The sequence below is a fragment of the Luteipulveratus mongoliensis genome, assembly GCF_001190945.1.
GTDB lineage: Bacteria > Actinomycetota > Actinomycetes > Actinomycetales > Dermatophilaceae > Luteipulveratus > Luteipulveratus mongoliensis.
This window is the reverse complement of sequence record NZ_CP011112.1, coordinates 1,621,930-1,637,638: the sequence shown is the minus strand read 5'-3', so window position 1 is coordinate 1,637,638 and position 15,709 is coordinate 1,621,930. Positions and strand designations below refer to the sequence as shown.

Below are 15,709 nucleotides of genomic sequence, written 5' to 3'. Positions count from 1 at the left end.
TCGGCCGCAACGGGATTAACGACCGTCAACGATCGCGCCGTTGAGCTCGCTCGCCGGCTGGTCCCAGAGCCCGACCAGCGTCGCCGCGACGTCGTCGACCGCGGTGAAGCCCTTGAACTTCGCGTCCGGCTTGGCCTCCCGCATCGCAGGAGTCAGCAGCGCCATGATCCGTACGACGGTCGCCGCGGCCTCGCTGCCGGTGAACGAGTCCGCGACCGCCAGGGTCCATGTCTCGGTGGCAGCCTTGGCGGCAGCGTACGACGCGTTGGTCGCCGACGGCTTCGGCACCTGGATGGTCGAGACGATCGCAAGCCGACCCCGCGGGGAGGCCTTGATCGGGTCATGGAAGGCACGCGAAGCGTGCTGAAGCGTGCGAATCAGGCTGTCGTGCAACACATCCCAGTCCGACAGATCGCTCTCGACGATGCCCTTGCCGCCACGCCAGCCGCCGACCAGGTGCAGCAGCCCGTCGATCCGACCGTGGTCCTCAAGGAGCTCATGCCCCCAGCCGAGCGTGGCCGGCTCGTCCAGCAGGTCGACGACCGCAGTCTCGACCCGACCGGGTCCCTCGACATCAGCGGCCAGCGCTGCGAGCTTGTCGGGGTCGACGTCCGCGGCCACCACCGTGGCCCCGGCGGCGACCAGCCGGCGTACGACCGGCGGACCTGCCGCACCCGCCGCCCCCGTGACGACGATGACAAGCCCCGACAACCCGCTGGTCGAGTAGCCCGGAGCGCTAGCGGAGGGCGTATCGAGACCCGGTGCGTTCTGGGGAGACTCTGCGTCCGCGCCTGCGGTGGTCTCGATACGTCTCGCCCTAGGGGGCTCGCCTACTCGACCAGCGGGATCGGGCTTGGTCATGCGGACTCCTTCTGGCGCTCGGGGGTGCTGGCGGTGATGCCCGAGGTGGAGGCGATCACGTCAGCCATCTTCTTACGCAGCGCCTCATAGAACACGTTGAGGGGGAACTCGTCCGGCTGAACCAGGTCGGTGAGGCCCTTCGGCGGACCGTCCAGCGGCAACGCCTTGGCACCCTGAGCCCACGTCGACGCCGGATGCGGCGCGACGTAGCCGCTGACGAACTCGAACGACGCCAGCCAGTGCCCGACGCGCGACCGGTCGATGCCGGAGCGGTAGAGCCGCTCGACGTCCTCGCACAGCGCGACGACGACCTCGGGCACCCGACGCCAGTCGAAGGACAGCTTGTTGTCGGTCCAGCGCAGCGCGTCGTTCTTGTGCAGGTAGGCGAACATCAGCTGGCCGCCAAGACCGTCGTAGTTGCGCACCCGGTCACCCGTGATCGGGAAACGGAACAGCCGGTCGAAGAGGATCGCGTACTGCACGGACTTGGCGTACGCCTGTCCTTGCTTCTCCAGCTCCACCGCCTGGCGGAACGCGTTGAGGTCGCAGCGCAGCTCCTCGAGCGCGTACATCCAGAACGGCATCCGCTGCTTGATCATGAACGGGTCGAACGGCAGGTCACCGTGGCTGTGCGTGCGGTCATGGATCAGGTCCCACATCGCGAAGGTCGACTGCGCGAGCTCCTGCGATGCGATCAGGCGCTCCGCGTCCGGCGGCAGCTGCAGACTGAGCAGCTCGGACGCCGACGAGACGACGCGGCGGAAGCGCGCACCCTCACGGTCGCAGAAGATCGCACCCCAGCTGAACTTCGGAACCTCCCGCACCGCAACGGTTTCGGGGAAGAGGACCGCCGAGTTGGTGTCGTAGCCCGGCGTGAAGTCAATGAAGTTGACCGCCAGGAACATCGGGTTGTCGTAGGTCGCCTCGACCTTGGCCAACCAGTCCGGCCACTGCACCGAGATCAGCAGCGCTTCGAAGACGCGGTTGGGGTTGCCGTTCTGGGTGTACATCGGGAACACGACGAGGTGCTCGATGCCGTCCTCACGGGACAGATCGGGCCGGAACGCCATGAGGGAGTCGAGGAAGTCCGGCTTGGCGAACCCGCTCTCGACCCACGTCGTCAGGTCGACAGGAAGCGCCTTGAGGTAGGCCTCGTCATGCGGGAATCGCGGTGCCAGCGCTGCGATCTCGGTCTTCATCGCATCGACGAGCTCTGCTGCACGCGGGTGCTGACCGGCGTCCTCGACGGACCCGTCCTTGGCCTGCATCAGGCGCAGCTCCTCGACGGCCGCCTTGAGACGCAGCCATTCCGGTGCGGCAGCCGTCTCGCTGTCACGCGTCGGCGAGGCGGTCGATCGCCGACTGCCGCCGGACGCCCAGGTGACGACGTTGGTCCAGAGCCGAGCGTTGTCGAGCTCGTCGATGGAGTCGTCACCGACGATGTCGGAGTCGGCGAGTACGACGACTCGCCCGTCACCGAATCGCGTTGCGGTGGCAAGGGGTTGGCCGGACGGGTAGGCCGTGGCGCTGGTGCGGGCCAGGACAAGGGAGCCCGGTGCCTGGGACACGTCGATCACGCCGGCGCGGTAGAAGCAGATCTCGTCGACACCCGCGAGCAGACCCTGTCCAAGGCCTGCGCCCGGCTCGCCGAGCACCCAGGTCGCGTTGCCCTGGTGGCGCCGGCCGCCGTCGGCCGACTCGTGCACAAGCGTGCTCGTGACGCTCAGCCCGAAGCGGGCGAGCAGGTCGTTGACGTTGTTGCCGTAGGTGTCCTGATCGCACTCGGCGAGGACCACGAGGCCGCCGCCCAGGCGTACGAACTCCTCGACGACGCCGATCTCGTCCGCGTCGAGCACGGGCGGGAGGTCACCGACGACCCGCTCGGCCTTGGCGTCCGCCGGGTGAGCGATGACGAGGACGTCCTGACCGGCAAGCGCCTCGAGCGTCAACGGGCCGGCGTCGTGCGCGGACACCTCGAGGCCCTTGGCGGTCAGCGACTCGACCGCGCGGGCCAGGCTGGCATCGGCCGGGTTGGCCGGGTTGAGCCGCGCTGCGGTCTCACGGCTGATCGACCAGGCGCTGCTGTGCGACTGCTCGAAGGTCACTCTAGGAAATACACTCACGGTTCACCCCTTGGGCCAGCAAGATCTGTTGTCGCAACCAGGGTAGACGACGATCTTTGCGCTTTCCACACGGTCCGTGAGGCCGGTCACGCCCTCGCCGCCATCGCAGTTACAGTCGTCGCCATGCCCGTCGATCGCCTCATGCCGACACCGGAGTCGGAGGACCTCATCGAGCTCACTCGCGAGATCTGCTCGCGGGCGCTCGCCCCACGCGTCGATGCTGCCGAGCGGTCCGCAGAGATGCCTCGCGACGTCTATCGCACCCTGGGTGAGGCCGGCCTCCTGTCCCTGCCTTACGCCGAGGAGTACGGCGGTGGTGGGCAGCCGTACGAGGTCTACCTCCAGGTCGTCGAGGAGATCGCCGGCGCCTGGATGTCGGTCGCGGTCGGCACGTCGGTGCACTCCCTCAGCTGCTACCCGCTGGCGACCTTCGGGTCCGAGGAGCAGCGCAAGACGTTCCTGCCCGACATGCTGGGCGGCACCCTGCTCGGCGCGTACGGGCTGTCCGAGCCCAATGCCGGCTCGGACGTCTCCGCCATCTCGACCCGCGCACGGGCGGCTGCCGATGGGGCGTCGTACACCGTCCGTGGCCGCAAGGCGTGGATCTCCAACGCGGGTTACGCCGACTTCTACACGACGTTCGTCCGCACGGGTGACCACCCGACACGCGGCCTGTCCTGCCTCCTGATCCCGGCCGATGTCGAGGGTCTGTCGTTCGGTGAGCCGGAGCGCAAGATGGGCCTGGCAAGTGACCCGGTGCGCGAGGTCATCCTGGAAGACGCAGTCGTCGACGCGGGCCGATTGATCGGCGACGAGGGTCAGGGCATGCCGATCGCGCTGTCCGCACTCGACTCGGGACGACTCGGAATCGCAGCAGCCGCAACGGGACTCGGCCAGGCCGCGTTGGACCTGGCGATCTCCTATGCCAAGGAGCGTCAGCAGTTCGGTCGGGCGATCGCGGACAACCAGGGGCTGGCGTTCCTGCTGGCCGACATGGAGGCCGCGGTCTCGTCCGGTCGTACGGCCTATCTCTACGCCGCCCGATTGCGTGACGCCGGCCGACCGTTCACGCGTGAAGCAGCCGTTGCCAAGCTCACCGCCACTGACGCCGTGATGAAGGTGACCACCGATGCCGTCCAGGTGCTCGGCGGCGCGGGCTACACCCAGGACTTCCCGGCGGAGCGCATGATGCGCGACGCCAAGGTGACGCAGATCTTCGAAGGCACCAACCAGATCCAGCGGCTGGTCATCTCGCGCCAGCTGTTGCGCGGCTAGCCCCTCCCTCGAAAGGCGAATTCCCTTGCAGATCAACGACTCCACCGTCGCACTCATCACGGGCGGCGGCTCCGGCCTCGGCGAGGCGACCGCACGACGGCTGTACGCCGATGGCGCGGCTGTCGTCATCGTCGACCTCGAGGGTTCGCACGGCGCGGACGTCGCGTCATCGCTCGGTGACCGCGCCCGCTTCGTGGCGGCGGACGTACGCAACGAGGCTCAGGTCCAGGCTGCTGTCGACGCTGCGGGCGAGCTCGGCGAGCTGCGCATCGTGGTGAGCTGCGCCGGCATCGGCACTCCCGGCCGCATCATCAGCAAGCGTGGGCTGCTGCCGCTGGAGGACTACCGCAACGTCATCGAGATCAACCTGATCGGCACCTTCAACGTGCTGCGCCTGGCCGCGCAGGCGATGCTCACCAACGAGCCGGTCGATGGAGACCGCGGCGTCGTGGTGATGACCGCCTCCGTGGCGGCGTTCGACGGCCAGATCGGGCAGGCGGCGTACGCCTCGTCCAAGGGCGGCGTGGTCGGTCTGACCCTGACGTCGGCCCGCGACCTCGCCGACAAGGGCATCCGCGTCATGACCATCGCGCCGGGCACCTTCGAGACGCCGATGCTGGCTGGTCTGCCCAACGACGTGAAGACCGTGCTGGAGCAGCAGGTCCCGCACCCGTCCCGCCTCGGCAACCCGGCCGAGTACGGCGCGCTGGTGGCGCACATCGTGGACAACCCGATGCTCAACGGTGAGGTCATCCGCCTCGACGGCGCGCTGCGGATGCCGCCCCGCTGACGCCCCTCCAGGGGAGCACTTTCCCCCTCAAGAGGGGTCCGGCGCCTCCCACGGCGCCTCGCCATGTTGAAGGCATGAAGACACGGACTCTCGGCATCGTGCTAGCGATCTGGAGCTTCGGCTTCGCCGGTGTTCACATGGCGTGGGCGGCGGGCTGCCGCGGTGGCCCGCCGGACTCGTACGCCCCGAGCAGCGGCCGCCCGTGGTTCCTTGCCTACGACATCCTGGCCGGGCTGCTCATGCACGCCGCGACTGTCGCCGGTCTCGCGGGGTTCGCGCTCTACTCGCGGGCGCGCGTCGGTCTGGCCGCGTCCACCGTCATGCAGAAGCGGCGCCAGAGTCCCGTTTCTGCGTGACACGGGTGCTCACCCGCTGTGCCCGGCGAGCACTCGTTGGGTCAGGATCGTGGGCATGGCAGCTCACGGACACCAGACCACCGCGCAGGAGCTCGTCGTCACCGAAGGTGACGCTGGACCGTACGCGATCACGACCGGCCCGGACGGCGCGCTGTGGTTCACGGTCGTGCACCACGGCCTGATCGGCCGCCTCGTTCCCGGAGAGACACCGACCTTCCACCGGCTCGACCCCGAGTGCGGACCGACCGTCATCGTGCCCGGACCCGACGGCGCACTGTGGTTCACCGAGTACCAGGCGCACCGGATCGGCCGAATCACCGTTGCCGGAGAGGTGGCCGAGTTCACCATTCCGACACCGGAGAGCGGGCCGTTCGGCATCGCGGCCGGCCCGGATGGCGCGCTCTGGTTCACCCAGACGACGACGGACCGCATCGGCCGCATCACCGTCGATGGACAGGTGAGCGAGTTCCCACTCCCCACCACAGGAGCATTCGCGTCGGCGATCACGGCGGGCAGCGACGGGGCGATGTGGTTCACCCTCAACCAGGCCAACGCCATCGGCCGGATCAGCATGGACGGTGCCGTGGATCTGCACCCGTTGCCGACCGAGGCTGCAGCACCCGTCGGGGTCGCGTCGGCCCCTGACGGCGCGCTGTGGTTCGTCGAGATCGGCGCGGGCCAGGTCGGTCGGATGACGCCGGACGGACAAATCACTGAGTTCCCGTTGCCCGACCGCGCCGCGCGACCGCACGCGATCACCGTTGATGACGAAGGCGTCGCGTGGTTCACGGAGTGGCAGGGCAACCGCATCGGATCGATCACCCGCGATGGAGCCGTCACTCTCTATGACCTGCCCACGCCTGCGTCCGAGCCGCATGGCATCACCTGTGGGCCCGACCGCGCACTGTGGGCGGCACTGGAGATCGGTGCCCTCGCCCGAGTTCCCCGCAAAGCCGACTGATCTCGGGCCGCTCCCGAACGCGCGTCCGGGAGCAGCCGCGTCCCCCGTCAGGCACAGGCGTCAGAGTCCCGTTTCTGCATGACCGGGGCGGGCTTGTCCGCGGATCGATGCATCGGGACTCGCCACCAGGGGGCGTACTGCTGACCCTGCGCCGCCGCGAGTGCTCGCGCCACCCTCAGGGTGATCTGTGCGGCGACACTGAGCAGAAGCAATCCCATCGGGACCTCGAGGACGAGCGCGGCGACCAGCGACTCGCCCAGATCGCCGGCCGCTGCCGTCATCGCGTCGAACCACGCATCGATCAGCAGCATCGTGCCCGCGACGGCTGCGGTGACGACGGTCATCAGTCGTCGTTTCCAGGCCAGCAGCGCCGTCGCGCCCAGGGCGAGCGTCAGCACGATGTCGAAGCCCGTCCAGGTCCAGTCCCACCGCCGCGCGACGTAGTGGTGCGGCAGCGCAAACGCTAGGTAGATGGTCCACGGGACGAGCAGGACCGATCCGAGGACGGTGAGGGGCAGCAGGACGAGCCGTCGGCGCCGTCGTACGAGATCGCTGGGCACAGTCACGACAGCCTCCGGGGTCGTCACGATGGTGCGGAGTTGGAGCCGGTGACAGGAGTCGAACCCGCGACATCTTCATTACAAGTGAAAACATCGAGTACCCTGACACCACGAGACCCCAGTGATTCCGCGGGTTTTCTGGCCTCCGGTTAGCCATAGGCTAATCTCAGGATGGCTAACGAATGGCTAACCTGGAGGGTTGTGATGGCACGCAGCAAGGGTACGGGCTCGGTCTTCGAGAAGGAGCCGGGCAACTGGTGCTACCAGATCGACGTGGGCTTCACCGCCTCCGGTGGCCGACGTCGCGTCACCAAGACGCGGTTCGCCACACGCAAGGCGGCCGAGGCTGGCCTCGCGAAAGCCAACCGTGAGTACGCCGCCAAGGGCGTCCCGGAGATCACCGCCAAGATGACCGTCCGCCGCTGGTCTGAGGAGTGGCTCAAGCAGTACGTCCGGCACGCTCGGCCCGACTCCTACACGACCGCCGCGTCCGCCGTGAAGTGCCACATCGTGCCGGCCATCGGGAAGGTGCAGCTCGCCAACCTCACACCCGCTCACGTGCGCGCGGTCCAAGACGCGGCCCTACGCGATGGGGCCAACTCGACGTCGACGGCATTGCGCGTCCACGCCAACCTGATCACGATGCTGAACGCCGCACGAGCGGAGGGGCACACGGTTCCTCAGAACGCGTTCTCCGTGCGCCGGCCGCCGAGGGCCGAGAGTGACCGTGACGCCATCCCCTTGCCCGACGCGCTCGCGCTGCTCGAGGTCGCCAGCAAGCGGCCGGATGCCGCACGGTGGGTCGCCGCCCTGCTCGAGGGCATGCGCCCGGCTGAGTGCCGCGGCCTGACGTGGGCGGCGATCGACTTCGACAAGAAGACTATCGACGTGTCATGGCAGCTCAAGCGGCTGCCCTACCTCGACAAGAAGGCTGGCACGTTCCGGGTGCCCGATGCGTACGAGGCGAAGCAGCTCAAGGGCGCGGCACACCTGGTGCGGCCGAAGACGTCCAAGGGCAAGCGCGTCGTGCCGATGGTGCCGTGGCTGGTGGCCGCGCTGATGAAGTGGCGCGAGGACGCACCGAAGAATGAGCACGGCCTGGTGTGGGCCGAGGAAGGACGACCCATGCGCGCTGTCGTCGACCGGGCCGCGTGGGTCGCGCTGAACGACGAAGCCCAGGTAGCGCGAGTAGAGGACGACGAGGGTCGGCGATACGACCTGTACGAGGCCCGGCACACCACGGCCACTCTGCTGCTCGAGGCTGGAATCGACCCGCACGTGATCACGGCGATCCTGGGTCACTCGTCGATCGTGGTCTCACGCGGCTACCAACACGTCTCGCAGGAGATGTCACGTAAGGCGCTTGAGACGGTCGCTGAGAGGCTGCAGCTGACCGCTCCGGAGTGATTCAGCAGTTGCTGCACACGACGTCGGTCGTCGCGGGCGGATGTGTCGTTGTGGTGGTCGGCGTCGGCCGCTGCTCGCCGTCTGCACTGGCGGGAAGCGCGAGCAGTGACAGGCAGCCAGCAACGGCCAGGGCAGCGAGTGCGGTCTTCATGTCTCACACGGTAACGGACTTATCCGGCCCACGTAAGCGAAGCCGAGAAGTATGGTTCGCAGTATGACGACGCGTAGTGAACTACTCGACCGGATGCACGCGGCGTCGGACCTGGCGCGCATTCGCCTTCTGCACGCGTTGATCCTGCACGGGCCACAGACCGGGACCGACCTCGGCCGGCGCGTCGTCGAAGCGCGCGCATCCATCGGCTACCACCTGGGGATGCTGCACGCCGTGGGCCACGTCGCCATCGAGGACGGCGACGGGAAGTCACGCAACACCGTATGGCGCGCAGACATGCAGGACATGACGATCCCCGAAGACCTAGGGCAGGACGACGACCTCGTCGAGGCCGCGTTGCGGATGGAGCGCGCGTTCCTGCGATGTCGGTCCGAGGCGCAGCTGGACTTCGCCCACGAGCGGCGGAGTGACCCTGCCTGGAAGAACGCTGCGTCACGGGACTCGTTGCTGTGGCTCACACCCGAGCAGGCCGACGACATCGAGCAGGGCTACGCCGACATGATCAGCGAGATCCGAGACACACCAAGGAAGCCGGGCGCTGTGCCGGCACTGGTGACGTTCGCGATTACGCCGTACCAGCGGACCTGAGCTGGTCGGCCAGGCGCGACCGCTCGAACTCCAGCAGGTCGAACGTGCGGGCCGCGACGTCGGGTCGGAAGAACAGCAGCGGCGAGACCTCGACGGTCGTCCTGGCGCTGAACGCGTCGGCGATCGCCCCGACCATCACGGCGGCCGGCGACGGGATCTCACCGTTGGCGCACATCGCCGTGTACTTCGCGCTCATGGGGCACCCCGCTTCGGTCGCCGCTTCGGCTAGGCCGGTGAGCGAGAAGTAGACCAGCTGCGGGCCGCGTGATCGGTCCTCGATCCAGCACACCAGCGAGAGCAACCTGTTGAGGTTGTCGGGGAACCCTGGAAGGGCACGCTCGGCCATGCCGTTGACGCTAGCAGCAGCCTTGACCATTCGTATACCTATCCTTTACGCGACGCTTACTGACCTGATCTGACGAATACCGTGAAGTAACCAACACAACTACGCGTCGCTGGTCTAGCGTGCTCCCAAGGGGGAGGGCGCCGCAACGATGCGGCGGTCACGGGAGTCAGCACGAGGGGAACATCGTGGCACTTGAGAACGGCGAGGCGACAGGGATCGACCCGCTGGATGAGCTGAACGCGCTGGGGTGGCATGTGGCGTTCGCGCCACACCTGCACGGCGATGTCCTCGTGATCGAGGAAGAGCGCACCGCAGTCGCCGACCCGTGCCTCAGTCGTCGGGAGATTGTCGAGCACGTCCTGCACGCTTTGCAGTTACCCGGCGCACCTGCGGCGTAGCCGGCACGATCGGGTCAGCGCCGTCGAGGCGTCGCTCGACATCCTCGAGGAACTTCGACGGTTGCAGCCCGAGTGCGCGGCACAAGCGGACCAGCTGCGATACGTCAGCGACCCTCTCGCCAGACAGAATTCGTCGCAGCGTGGCCTTTGGAATGCCCGCCGCTTCGGCGAGGCCGTCGAGCGTCAGCTGCTTGTCTCCGCGCTCGGCTCGTAGCCGTGCGCTGACCATGTCCGCGTAGGGCGTCCGCTCCCGCGCGTTGTCGTGCGTGGTGTCCATACGGATCATTATGCCCCACATATGGGGCACCAGACCTATTGAAGATTTTTGGCTCCACCCTCTTGCGTTGTGCCCCATGTGGGGCATAGGGTGTTCCACATGGAGCACCCCCGATCCACCCCCGATGACACTGCCCGCTCGCTGGCCAGCGTCGTACTCGAGGCCCTGGCCGAGGCAGGCATCTCCCAGCGAGAAGCGGCCGAGAAGACCGGGATTCCCTCCACCACCCTGAACCGGCGGCTCTCGCCGACGGGCAACTCTCCGCTGACGGCCGACGAAATCGTCCGGCTCGCAACGCTTCTCGGCACTCGGCCGAGCGCGCTCATGGCGGTCGCTGAGCAGGTCGTCGCGTGATGACCACCACCGTCCTCAAGCTGCGCGACGTGGCCACCGACACGCAGACGTCCGAGTCCACCGTCCGCCGCGCGTGGGCGAAGTGGGAGACCGGCGTTGATGACGGCTCCTTCCCACCGCCGCTGGAGTTCAAGCGGAAGGGCGAGAAGGGCAAGGTCTCGCTCCGCAAGCACGTCGACGAGTGGCTCGACCGGTGGCCGTCATGAGTACCGCCACCTCGTGCATGTGGGCCGCGTACTGGAAGTGCAAGTACTGCGGCGGCTATGGGTGCCCGATGTGCACGAACGGTGAGCGCAAGCGCTAACGACTTCCCCGCCACGAGCGGGGTGCAACTTGAGAACTGAATAGCTGAGCACGCCGAAGGTACGGGGCCCTATTGGTACGGGCGCTACACGGCGAGTGGGAGCGAGCGCAACGGACTGCCGAGAGGGCACACCGACCAGCGCAAGGCCCCGCCAGGGAACGCAGACGTGCATCAGCCCTACTGAACAGGCTTATCAATCCTGAGCACTACCAACGGGATTGAGCCCCCTTCACCGAACTTGATTCGGCACGGTTTAGAACCGGTTGGGGGTGCTGCGACTGCCGAGCACGTGGCCCCCGTCGTGTCCTAGCAACGGGTCGCTCGGATGTGTCGCACGGCCCGGTCGCTCCCCACCCCCACGGGTTGAGCGGCCGGGCACTTCATCTCCCCGGTCGAGCAGTGAACCCACGAACCCGCGTGGACACCTGGCGGTGACGGCCGCTCGACCGGGGGCACCACCCAACGAGAGGACTCAGCCATGCGCTCATGCGCCGTTCGTAACTGCACCGCCCGTCCGTTCATGGACCGCGACAAGTGCTTCGACCACGTAGGCCGCCCATCCGGTGGAGCGCGCGCCGCCTTCGGAGCCTGGTTCGTCTTCTGCGTCCTGTTCGCCTTGGCGCTCGCTGGCGTCGGGGTCTGGGCTGTGGTCGCACTCGTCCAGTGGGTCACGTCGAAGTGACCGTCACGGGCGAGAAGCTCCGCGCCGAGGGCATCGCAGCCGTGCAGGCCGCCGACAAGGCAGCCCACCGTGGTCACGGCGAGTACATCCGCATCGGCATCGAGGTCTGCATCCTCAACTACCGGACTGACGGCGAGACCTTTACGGCCGACGACGTCAGGCGTGAGGCAGTCCTTGCAGCCGAGTTGGACGGCGTCGCGTTCGCCCCGCACTCGCCGAGCCTGTTGCCAGCGATCCTCGGCGGCTACGCGTCGGCCAAACGGATCCAGCGCGTCGGCGACTACCACTCCGAGCGCACGTCGCGCCGCTACTCGCGCAACGGCGTCTGGCGGGCGTCTTCCTGATCTCCCGGTCGGCGGTTGCACCCGATGTGGGTCCCCCCGCCGCCGACCGGGTCACACACCACGGGACGGCGTACGCCTCGCTCGCCAGGCCGCGGCGTCGTCCCGGACCACTTCAGCACACAGCAGCGAGGGCAGACCCCGGAGACGCCAAGCCACCAGGTCTGCCCTCACCTATCCAAGGAGTCTACCGATGGACACGCTCCAGAACCGGCACGACCAGCACGAGCACAACCTCTCGGCGATGCACGCTGCACGCCGTCGTCCGACCACATGCGCGTTCCACTCCGACACCAGGGTCGCCAACTGCCTGGCATGCCACGCCGCAGCCCGTGCGCTCCACGGCCGCTCGGCCAAGTTCAAGCGCAGCATCGAGGACCAGGCCGTCGCCGAGGGTCACGTACACCTCGTGTCCGGCGACGCACCCGAGGTCGCCGCAGCGAAGGCCAAGCACAAGCTGCGCCTCGCTGACTGGTGGGTCCGCGTCCGGTCCGCCGATCCCATGCCCGATGACGTGGCGGCCGATATCCAGGCCGCGTTGATCGAGGCATCCAACGAGCGTCAGTCGCAGTTCTTCGCGACGCACAAGCGAGAGGTCGCAACGTCATGAACCACCTGACCCTGATCATCTGCGGCGACATCGGCGAGGACCAGCGCGAGATCGAGCTGGAGCCGCTGACCGTCCCCGTTCCCGAGCACGCACCGGTGCAGGTGCCTGACCGTGAGGCGGTTCCGGCATGAGCGACTTCTCTGACCGCCCGTTCGCGGCCGGTTCGATGTTCGGCCTGCGCGCGTTCCGAGTCGATGGGTTGGGTCGCCTGACTGGCGTCTCCCATCAGTCTGTGTGGACGCCCGGAGAGAACGTGGCTGAGTGCCTCCAGGACCGGGCCGTGAACATCTACGCGAGGCTCCAGGCCGACCTCTTCAACTCGTTGTACGGCGCTGGCGGCTACAGCATCCACACCACACCGCCGCCCACGTCCTCGTCGACCCGGTTCTGGTCGTCGTCGTGGCCGTCGTCCCGGACGAGCCCAGCGGCACTCCGTCAGCAGGCGGACCAGGCGCAGCGTCGAGCACAGGCACTGATCGACGCCGAGCAGGCCGAGAACGCCGAGGAGTCCATGCACACGGTCGCGGCGCTCGACTGCAAGTGCGGGTTCTACGCCTACTTCGACGGCAGCGCCGACTACTACGAGACTGCGCGCGACGAGGGCGTTGCCCTTGCCGCCGTGATCGAGGGGTACGGCGTCTGCACCACCGGGTCACGCGGGTTCCGCGCATCCAAGGCTCGCATCGTTGCGCTGATCGTTCCGCCTGCCTACATCGAGGACGACCTGCGTACCTCCATCCGTGTGCGCAAGGTGCTGCGGAACTACCCGGACGTCCCGGTCTACGCGTCGGACACTGAGGCGATCGCGGCGCACCCGCTGACCGAGGACTCGACCACGCCCGAGACGTGTGACGACTTCTGGACTCGGAGCGCGTCATGACCTCATTCAAGTGTCGCGCCATCAACGGCGGCGACCGGATCGCGTTCGGCTGGGACAACGGCATCGAGTCCACGGCCACGTACGCCCAGGTGGGCTACGCACAACGCGCACACCGCGAACACCCCCGGCCCACAGTCGAGTTGGCCGGTCATCAGGTCACGGTCAATCAGCTTGCCGAGATGGAAGCCGTCCTGGACGATGCCGTGCGCGCCGACGAGAAGGCGCGCTGCGATGAGTGCCGGATGGTCGGCGGCCAGGGCTGCTGGATCCACAGGCCCGCGTCATGAACGCCGAGCGACTGCGTGAGGCGGCCAAGGTGCTGCGCGAGCGAGCGGCGGCGGCGACGGCCGGACCTTGGTACAGCGACCCGACCCTGTACAACGTGGTCTTCTCCGGCCGCGGCTCCGGGGATGACGTCGCCGTGTCCGAGGACTTCGACAAGCGCGCCGACGCCGAGTACATCGCCACCATGCACCCCGGTGTCGGGATCGGCATGGCCAAGTTGCTGGACGAGCGCGCCGAGTCCTGGCGGCTGGACGTGGACTACGACACGGACGCGCTGGCCCTCGCTGACCTGATCCTCGGTGGTGAGTCATGACCCGCACCGAGGCGCCGCAGCTGATCCTCGCCCAGTCCACCGGGGCACGCCTGGTCACGTACGCAGGCCGCGACATCTGGCGCAGCGACCTCGACGCAGCCGCACGCCGATACGCGGGCGGTGTCTACGAGGGCACGTGCGACGTCGCCGGGTTCCTGCTGGACGAGTCCCAGGTGCTTGACCTGCTCGGGCACCTCAACCGGTTGCAGGCCGAGCACGGCACGTACCTGTCCGAGATGGACGCCGACGACGAGTGCGCGGCCTGCGCGTGCTCCGTGTCCGGTGCATGCGACGACCACCCAGACGCCACGTGCCGACGCTGCGACGCCGACCTGTTCGGCCGCCCGTGCGACGACCACGCCACCTATGACGACCACTACGAAGGGACGCCAGCATGAGCATCGGGCAGACCACAGACGAGAACAAGGCTGAGGCTGCCTCCTACCGCGACGCTGCCTCGCTGCTCGACCGGCAGGGCGGGAAGTACGAAGCTGCCGCACGGCGTCTGCGGACGTTGGCCGAGGTGGCCGACCCGCGACCAACGCATCCGGACGGGACGCTCGCGTTCGTCACGGCCGTATCTGGCAACCGCTACGTCGGCGAGATGAGCGGCGGTCAGTGGACTGACGGCGAGACGACGCTGGTCAGCAACGAGCACGTCGTCAGGGTCGAGATCATCGCGACCGTTCCCGAGGGTCACAAGACGTACGACCCTGCCTACTACGTTCCCGTCCGACGCGACGCGCTAAAGGGCTACGACGCCGCACGGTGGCGGGAGTTCTTGAAGACCGCCGATCTCCCCTATGGCGTTTGGCGGCTCGCGCGGTTCTACGCCGACGGTCACGACATCGCGGATGCCGAGTCGTGATCACCGCCATCGTCGTGTGCATCGTCATTGGTGCCGTAACCGGTTGGCTCGCAACGGCGTTCGTGTCCGCGCCGCTAGTCCCGGACGAGCACTCATGGAACGAGCCATCGAACCTCGACCAGATCGGCAGGGGACGGCGATGAGCGCCGACGTCTGGATCTTGCGCGATGCCTGCCCACACTGCGGCCGTGGCAACGAGTCCACCGATGACGAACTGAACGTCACCTACAACCTGTCCAAGATGCTCCGCGAGGCGGGCTTCTTGGGGTGGCGTGAGATCAAGGGCAAGCCCGCTCGCGAGGTCGGCGAGCACATCCTCGGTGTGCTCAACCACATGGCAACGGAGCCGGACAAGTGGCGCGCCATGAACCCCGCCAACGGGTGGGGCGACTACGACCAGTGCCTCCAGGGGCGCATGCGGGCGTGGGCTGAGCGCTGCGCCAAGGCATCCCCCACCGACCGGATCGGGGCGTACCTGTGAGCAGCAAGAGGAAAGCGCGAAACCCAGGGCGCTCCAAGGCAACCCGCGAGATTACATACCTGCTCAAGGACTGCGCCGCGCCCGTCCCACCACCAGCCAAGAAGGACCGAAAATGAGAAACCCTCGGATCGAAGTCACCCGCTCAGCGCATGACCGCCAGTGGCGCTGGGCGTTCATGAGCAACGGCCGCTGTCTCAGTGACTCGGGTCAGGGCTACACGCGCCGGATCGACTGCCTCGCAGGAGCACTCGCCACGACCGGATGTGAGCCCGTGCGGTGGCTGTCGGACAAGCCGGTCCTGTACGGCCAGACCAGGCGCATCCTGCGCGACCACCCCGGTCGCTACCAGTTCATCGAGATCCGGGTGTGGCCATGAGTGGCCACCTAACCGGCGCGCTCGTCGTCGGCCTGATCATCGCGCTCGGCATCGGCCTCGCGTCATGGACCGCAGACGCACGCCGCACACGGAAGGACGAC

Annotated in this window: 25 protein-coding genes; 19 read left to right on the top strand and 6 right to left on the bottom strand. The window is 67.8% G+C overall.

All coding sequences use genetic code 11. From position 1 onward, the window contains the following. Positions 1-15 precede the first annotated feature (15 nt). Positions 16-861: an SDR family NAD(P)-dependent oxidoreductase gene (locus VV02_RS07825; RefSeq protein ID WP_083449991.1), complete on the bottom strand. Its 846-nt coding sequence runs from the start codon at positions 859-861 to the stop codon at positions 16-18. Further along, positions 858-2,984 (bottom strand): DUF6421 family protein, encoded by a 2,127-nt coding sequence (locus tag VV02_RS07820; protein WP_052590868.1) that lies wholly within the window; start codon positions 2,982-2,984, stop codon positions 858-860. The genes VV02_RS07825 and VV02_RS07820 overlap by 4 nt, the downstream gene beginning before the upstream one ends. A gap of 123 nt (positions 2,985-3,107) precedes the next feature. On the opposite strand from VV02_RS07820, the gene VV02_RS07815 reads away from it, so the two are divergent. The 4 genes from VV02_RS07815 (at position 3,108) to VV02_RS07800 (ending at position 6,366) form a co-directional block, all read left to right on the top strand. Further along, positions 3,108-4,259 carry an acyl-CoA dehydrogenase family protein gene (locus VV02_RS07815; protein ID WP_052590867.1) on the top strand — a complete coding sequence of 384 codons (1,152 nt, stop codon included), beginning with the start codon at positions 3,108-3,110 and terminating at the stop codon, positions 4,257-4,259. 25 nt (positions 4,260-4,284) lie between these two features. Continuing rightward, positions 4,285-5,049: an SDR family NAD(P)-dependent oxidoreductase gene (locus VV02_RS07810; RefSeq protein ID WP_052590866.1), complete on the top strand. Its 765-nt coding sequence runs from the start codon at positions 4,285-4,287 to the stop codon at positions 5,047-5,049. A gap of 74 nt (positions 5,050-5,123) precedes the next feature. Further along, positions 5,124-5,405: a hypothetical protein gene (locus VV02_RS07805; RefSeq protein ID WP_052590865.1), complete on the top strand. Its 282-nt coding sequence runs from the start codon at positions 5,124-5,126 to the stop codon at positions 5,403-5,405. A gap of 55 nt (positions 5,406-5,460) precedes the next feature. Next, a complete protein-coding gene (locus VV02_RS07800) occupies positions 5,461-6,366 on the top strand; it encodes a Vgb family protein (RefSeq protein WP_052590864.1) in 906 nt (301 codons plus the stop codon). Positions 6,367-6,413: 47 nt separating this feature from the next. On the opposite strand, the gene VV02_RS07795 is transcribed toward VV02_RS07800, so the two are convergent. After that, positions 6,414-6,932 (bottom strand): hypothetical protein, encoded by a 519-nt coding sequence (locus VV02_RS07795; protein ID WP_052590863.1) that lies wholly within the window; start codon positions 6,930-6,932, stop codon positions 6,414-6,416. Between the two features lie 198 nt (positions 6,933-7,130). Here VV02_RS07795 and VV02_RS07790 point away from each other — a divergent pair, with 198 nt between their 5' ends. After that, a complete protein-coding gene (locus VV02_RS07790) occupies positions 7,131-8,333 on the top strand; it encodes a tyrosine-type recombinase/integrase (RefSeq protein WP_052590862.1) in 1,203 nt (400 codons plus the stop codon). A gap of 1 nt (position 8,334) precedes the next feature. Here VV02_RS07790 and VV02_RS26365 read toward each other — a convergent pair whose 3' ends face one another. Beyond that, positions 8,335-8,484, bottom strand: coding sequence for a hypothetical protein (locus tag VV02_RS26365; protein ID WP_157063327.1), 150 nt, complete (start codon positions 8,482-8,484; stop codon positions 8,335-8,337). A 63-nt stretch (positions 8,485-8,547) separates the two neighbouring features. Here VV02_RS26365 and VV02_RS07785 point away from each other — a divergent pair, with 63 nt between their 5' ends. After that, positions 8,548-9,093, top strand: coding sequence for a hypothetical protein (locus VV02_RS07785; protein ID WP_157063326.1), 546 nt, complete (start codon positions 8,548-8,550; stop codon positions 9,091-9,093). Here VV02_RS07785 and VV02_RS07780 read toward each other — a convergent pair. Further along, positions 9,071-9,439, bottom strand: a complete 369-nt coding sequence (locus VV02_RS07780; RefSeq protein ID WP_157063325.1) for a hypothetical protein — start codon at positions 9,437-9,439, stop codon at positions 9,071-9,073. The two genes, VV02_RS07785 and VV02_RS07780, sit on opposite strands and share 23 nt — an antisense overlap. Positions 9,440-9,769: 330 nt before the next feature. Then, positions 9,770-10,114, bottom strand: coding sequence for a helix-turn-helix domain-containing protein (locus tag VV02_RS07775; protein WP_052590859.1), 345 nt, complete (start codon positions 10,112-10,114; stop codon positions 9,770-9,772). A gap of 99 nt (positions 10,115-10,213) precedes the next feature. Between VV02_RS07775 and VV02_RS07770 the strand changes: the two genes are divergently transcribed. The 13 genes from VV02_RS07770 to VV02_RS07715 all read left to right on the top strand — a co-directional run bounded on the left by VV02_RS07770 (position 10,214) and on the right by VV02_RS07715 (position 15,608). Beyond that, complete coding sequence (locus VV02_RS07770) at positions 10,214-10,468, top strand: helix-turn-helix transcriptional regulator (RefSeq protein ID WP_052590858.1); 255 nt, start codon at positions 10,214-10,216, stop codon at positions 10,466-10,468. Then, positions 10,465-10,674, top strand: coding sequence for a hypothetical protein (locus VV02_RS07765; protein WP_157063323.1), 210 nt, complete (start codon positions 10,465-10,467; stop codon positions 10,672-10,674). Before VV02_RS07770 ends, VV02_RS07765 begins: the two co-directional genes overlap by 4 nt. Before the next feature lie 618 nt (positions 10,675-11,292). Continuing rightward, positions 11,293-11,454, top strand: coding sequence for a hypothetical protein (locus tag VV02_RS07760; RefSeq protein WP_157063322.1), 162 nt, complete (start codon positions 11,293-11,295; stop codon positions 11,452-11,454). After that, positions 11,436-11,798 (top strand): hypothetical protein, encoded by a 363-nt coding sequence (locus VV02_RS07755; RefSeq protein WP_157063321.1) that lies wholly within the window; start codon positions 11,436-11,438, stop codon positions 11,796-11,798. Before VV02_RS07760 ends, VV02_RS07755 begins: the two co-directional genes overlap by 19 nt. A gap of 190 nt (positions 11,799-11,988) precedes the next feature. After that, positions 11,989-12,405 (top strand): hypothetical protein, encoded by a 417-nt coding sequence (locus VV02_RS07750; RefSeq protein WP_052590854.1) that lies wholly within the window; start codon positions 11,989-11,991, stop codon positions 12,403-12,405. Beyond that, positions 12,402-12,536, top strand: coding sequence for a hypothetical protein (locus VV02_RS27305; RefSeq protein WP_281177291.1), 135 nt, complete (start codon positions 12,402-12,404; stop codon positions 12,534-12,536). The genes VV02_RS07750 and VV02_RS27305 overlap by 4 nt, the downstream gene beginning before the upstream one ends. Further along, entirely contained in the window at positions 12,533-13,285 is a 753-nt protein-coding gene (locus VV02_RS07745) for a hypothetical protein (protein WP_052590853.1), read from the top strand. The genes VV02_RS27305 and VV02_RS07745 overlap by 4 nt, the downstream gene beginning before the upstream one ends. Then, positions 13,282-13,572, top strand: coding sequence for a hypothetical protein (locus tag VV02_RS07740; protein ID WP_052590852.1), 291 nt, complete (start codon positions 13,282-13,284; stop codon positions 13,570-13,572). The genes VV02_RS07745 and VV02_RS07740 overlap by 4 nt, the downstream gene beginning before the upstream one ends. Next, positions 13,569-13,883: an ead/Ea22-like family protein gene (locus VV02_RS07735; RefSeq protein WP_052590851.1), complete on the top strand. Its 315-nt coding sequence runs from the start codon at positions 13,569-13,571 to the stop codon at positions 13,881-13,883. The genes VV02_RS07740 and VV02_RS07735 overlap by 4 nt, the downstream gene beginning before the upstream one ends. Then, positions 13,880-14,281, top strand: a complete 402-nt coding sequence (locus VV02_RS07730) for a hypothetical protein (protein ID WP_052590850.1) — start codon at positions 13,880-13,882, stop codon at positions 14,279-14,281. Before VV02_RS07735 ends, VV02_RS07730 begins: the two co-directional genes overlap by 4 nt. Further along, a complete protein-coding gene (locus tag VV02_RS07725; RefSeq protein ID WP_052590849.1) occupies positions 14,278-14,751 on the top strand; it encodes a hypothetical protein in 474 nt (157 codons plus the stop codon). The genes VV02_RS07730 and VV02_RS07725 overlap by 4 nt, the downstream gene beginning before the upstream one ends. 139 nt (positions 14,752-14,890) lie before the next feature. Beyond that, entirely contained in the window at positions 14,891-15,232 is a 342-nt protein-coding gene (locus VV02_RS07720; RefSeq protein ID WP_052590848.1) for a hypothetical protein, read from the top strand. Between the two features lie 112 nt (positions 15,233-15,344). Further along, complete coding sequence (locus tag VV02_RS07715) at positions 15,345-15,608, top strand: hypothetical protein (RefSeq protein WP_052590847.1); 264 nt, start codon at positions 15,345-15,347, stop codon at positions 15,606-15,608. Positions 15,609-15,709: the final 101 nt, after the last annotated feature.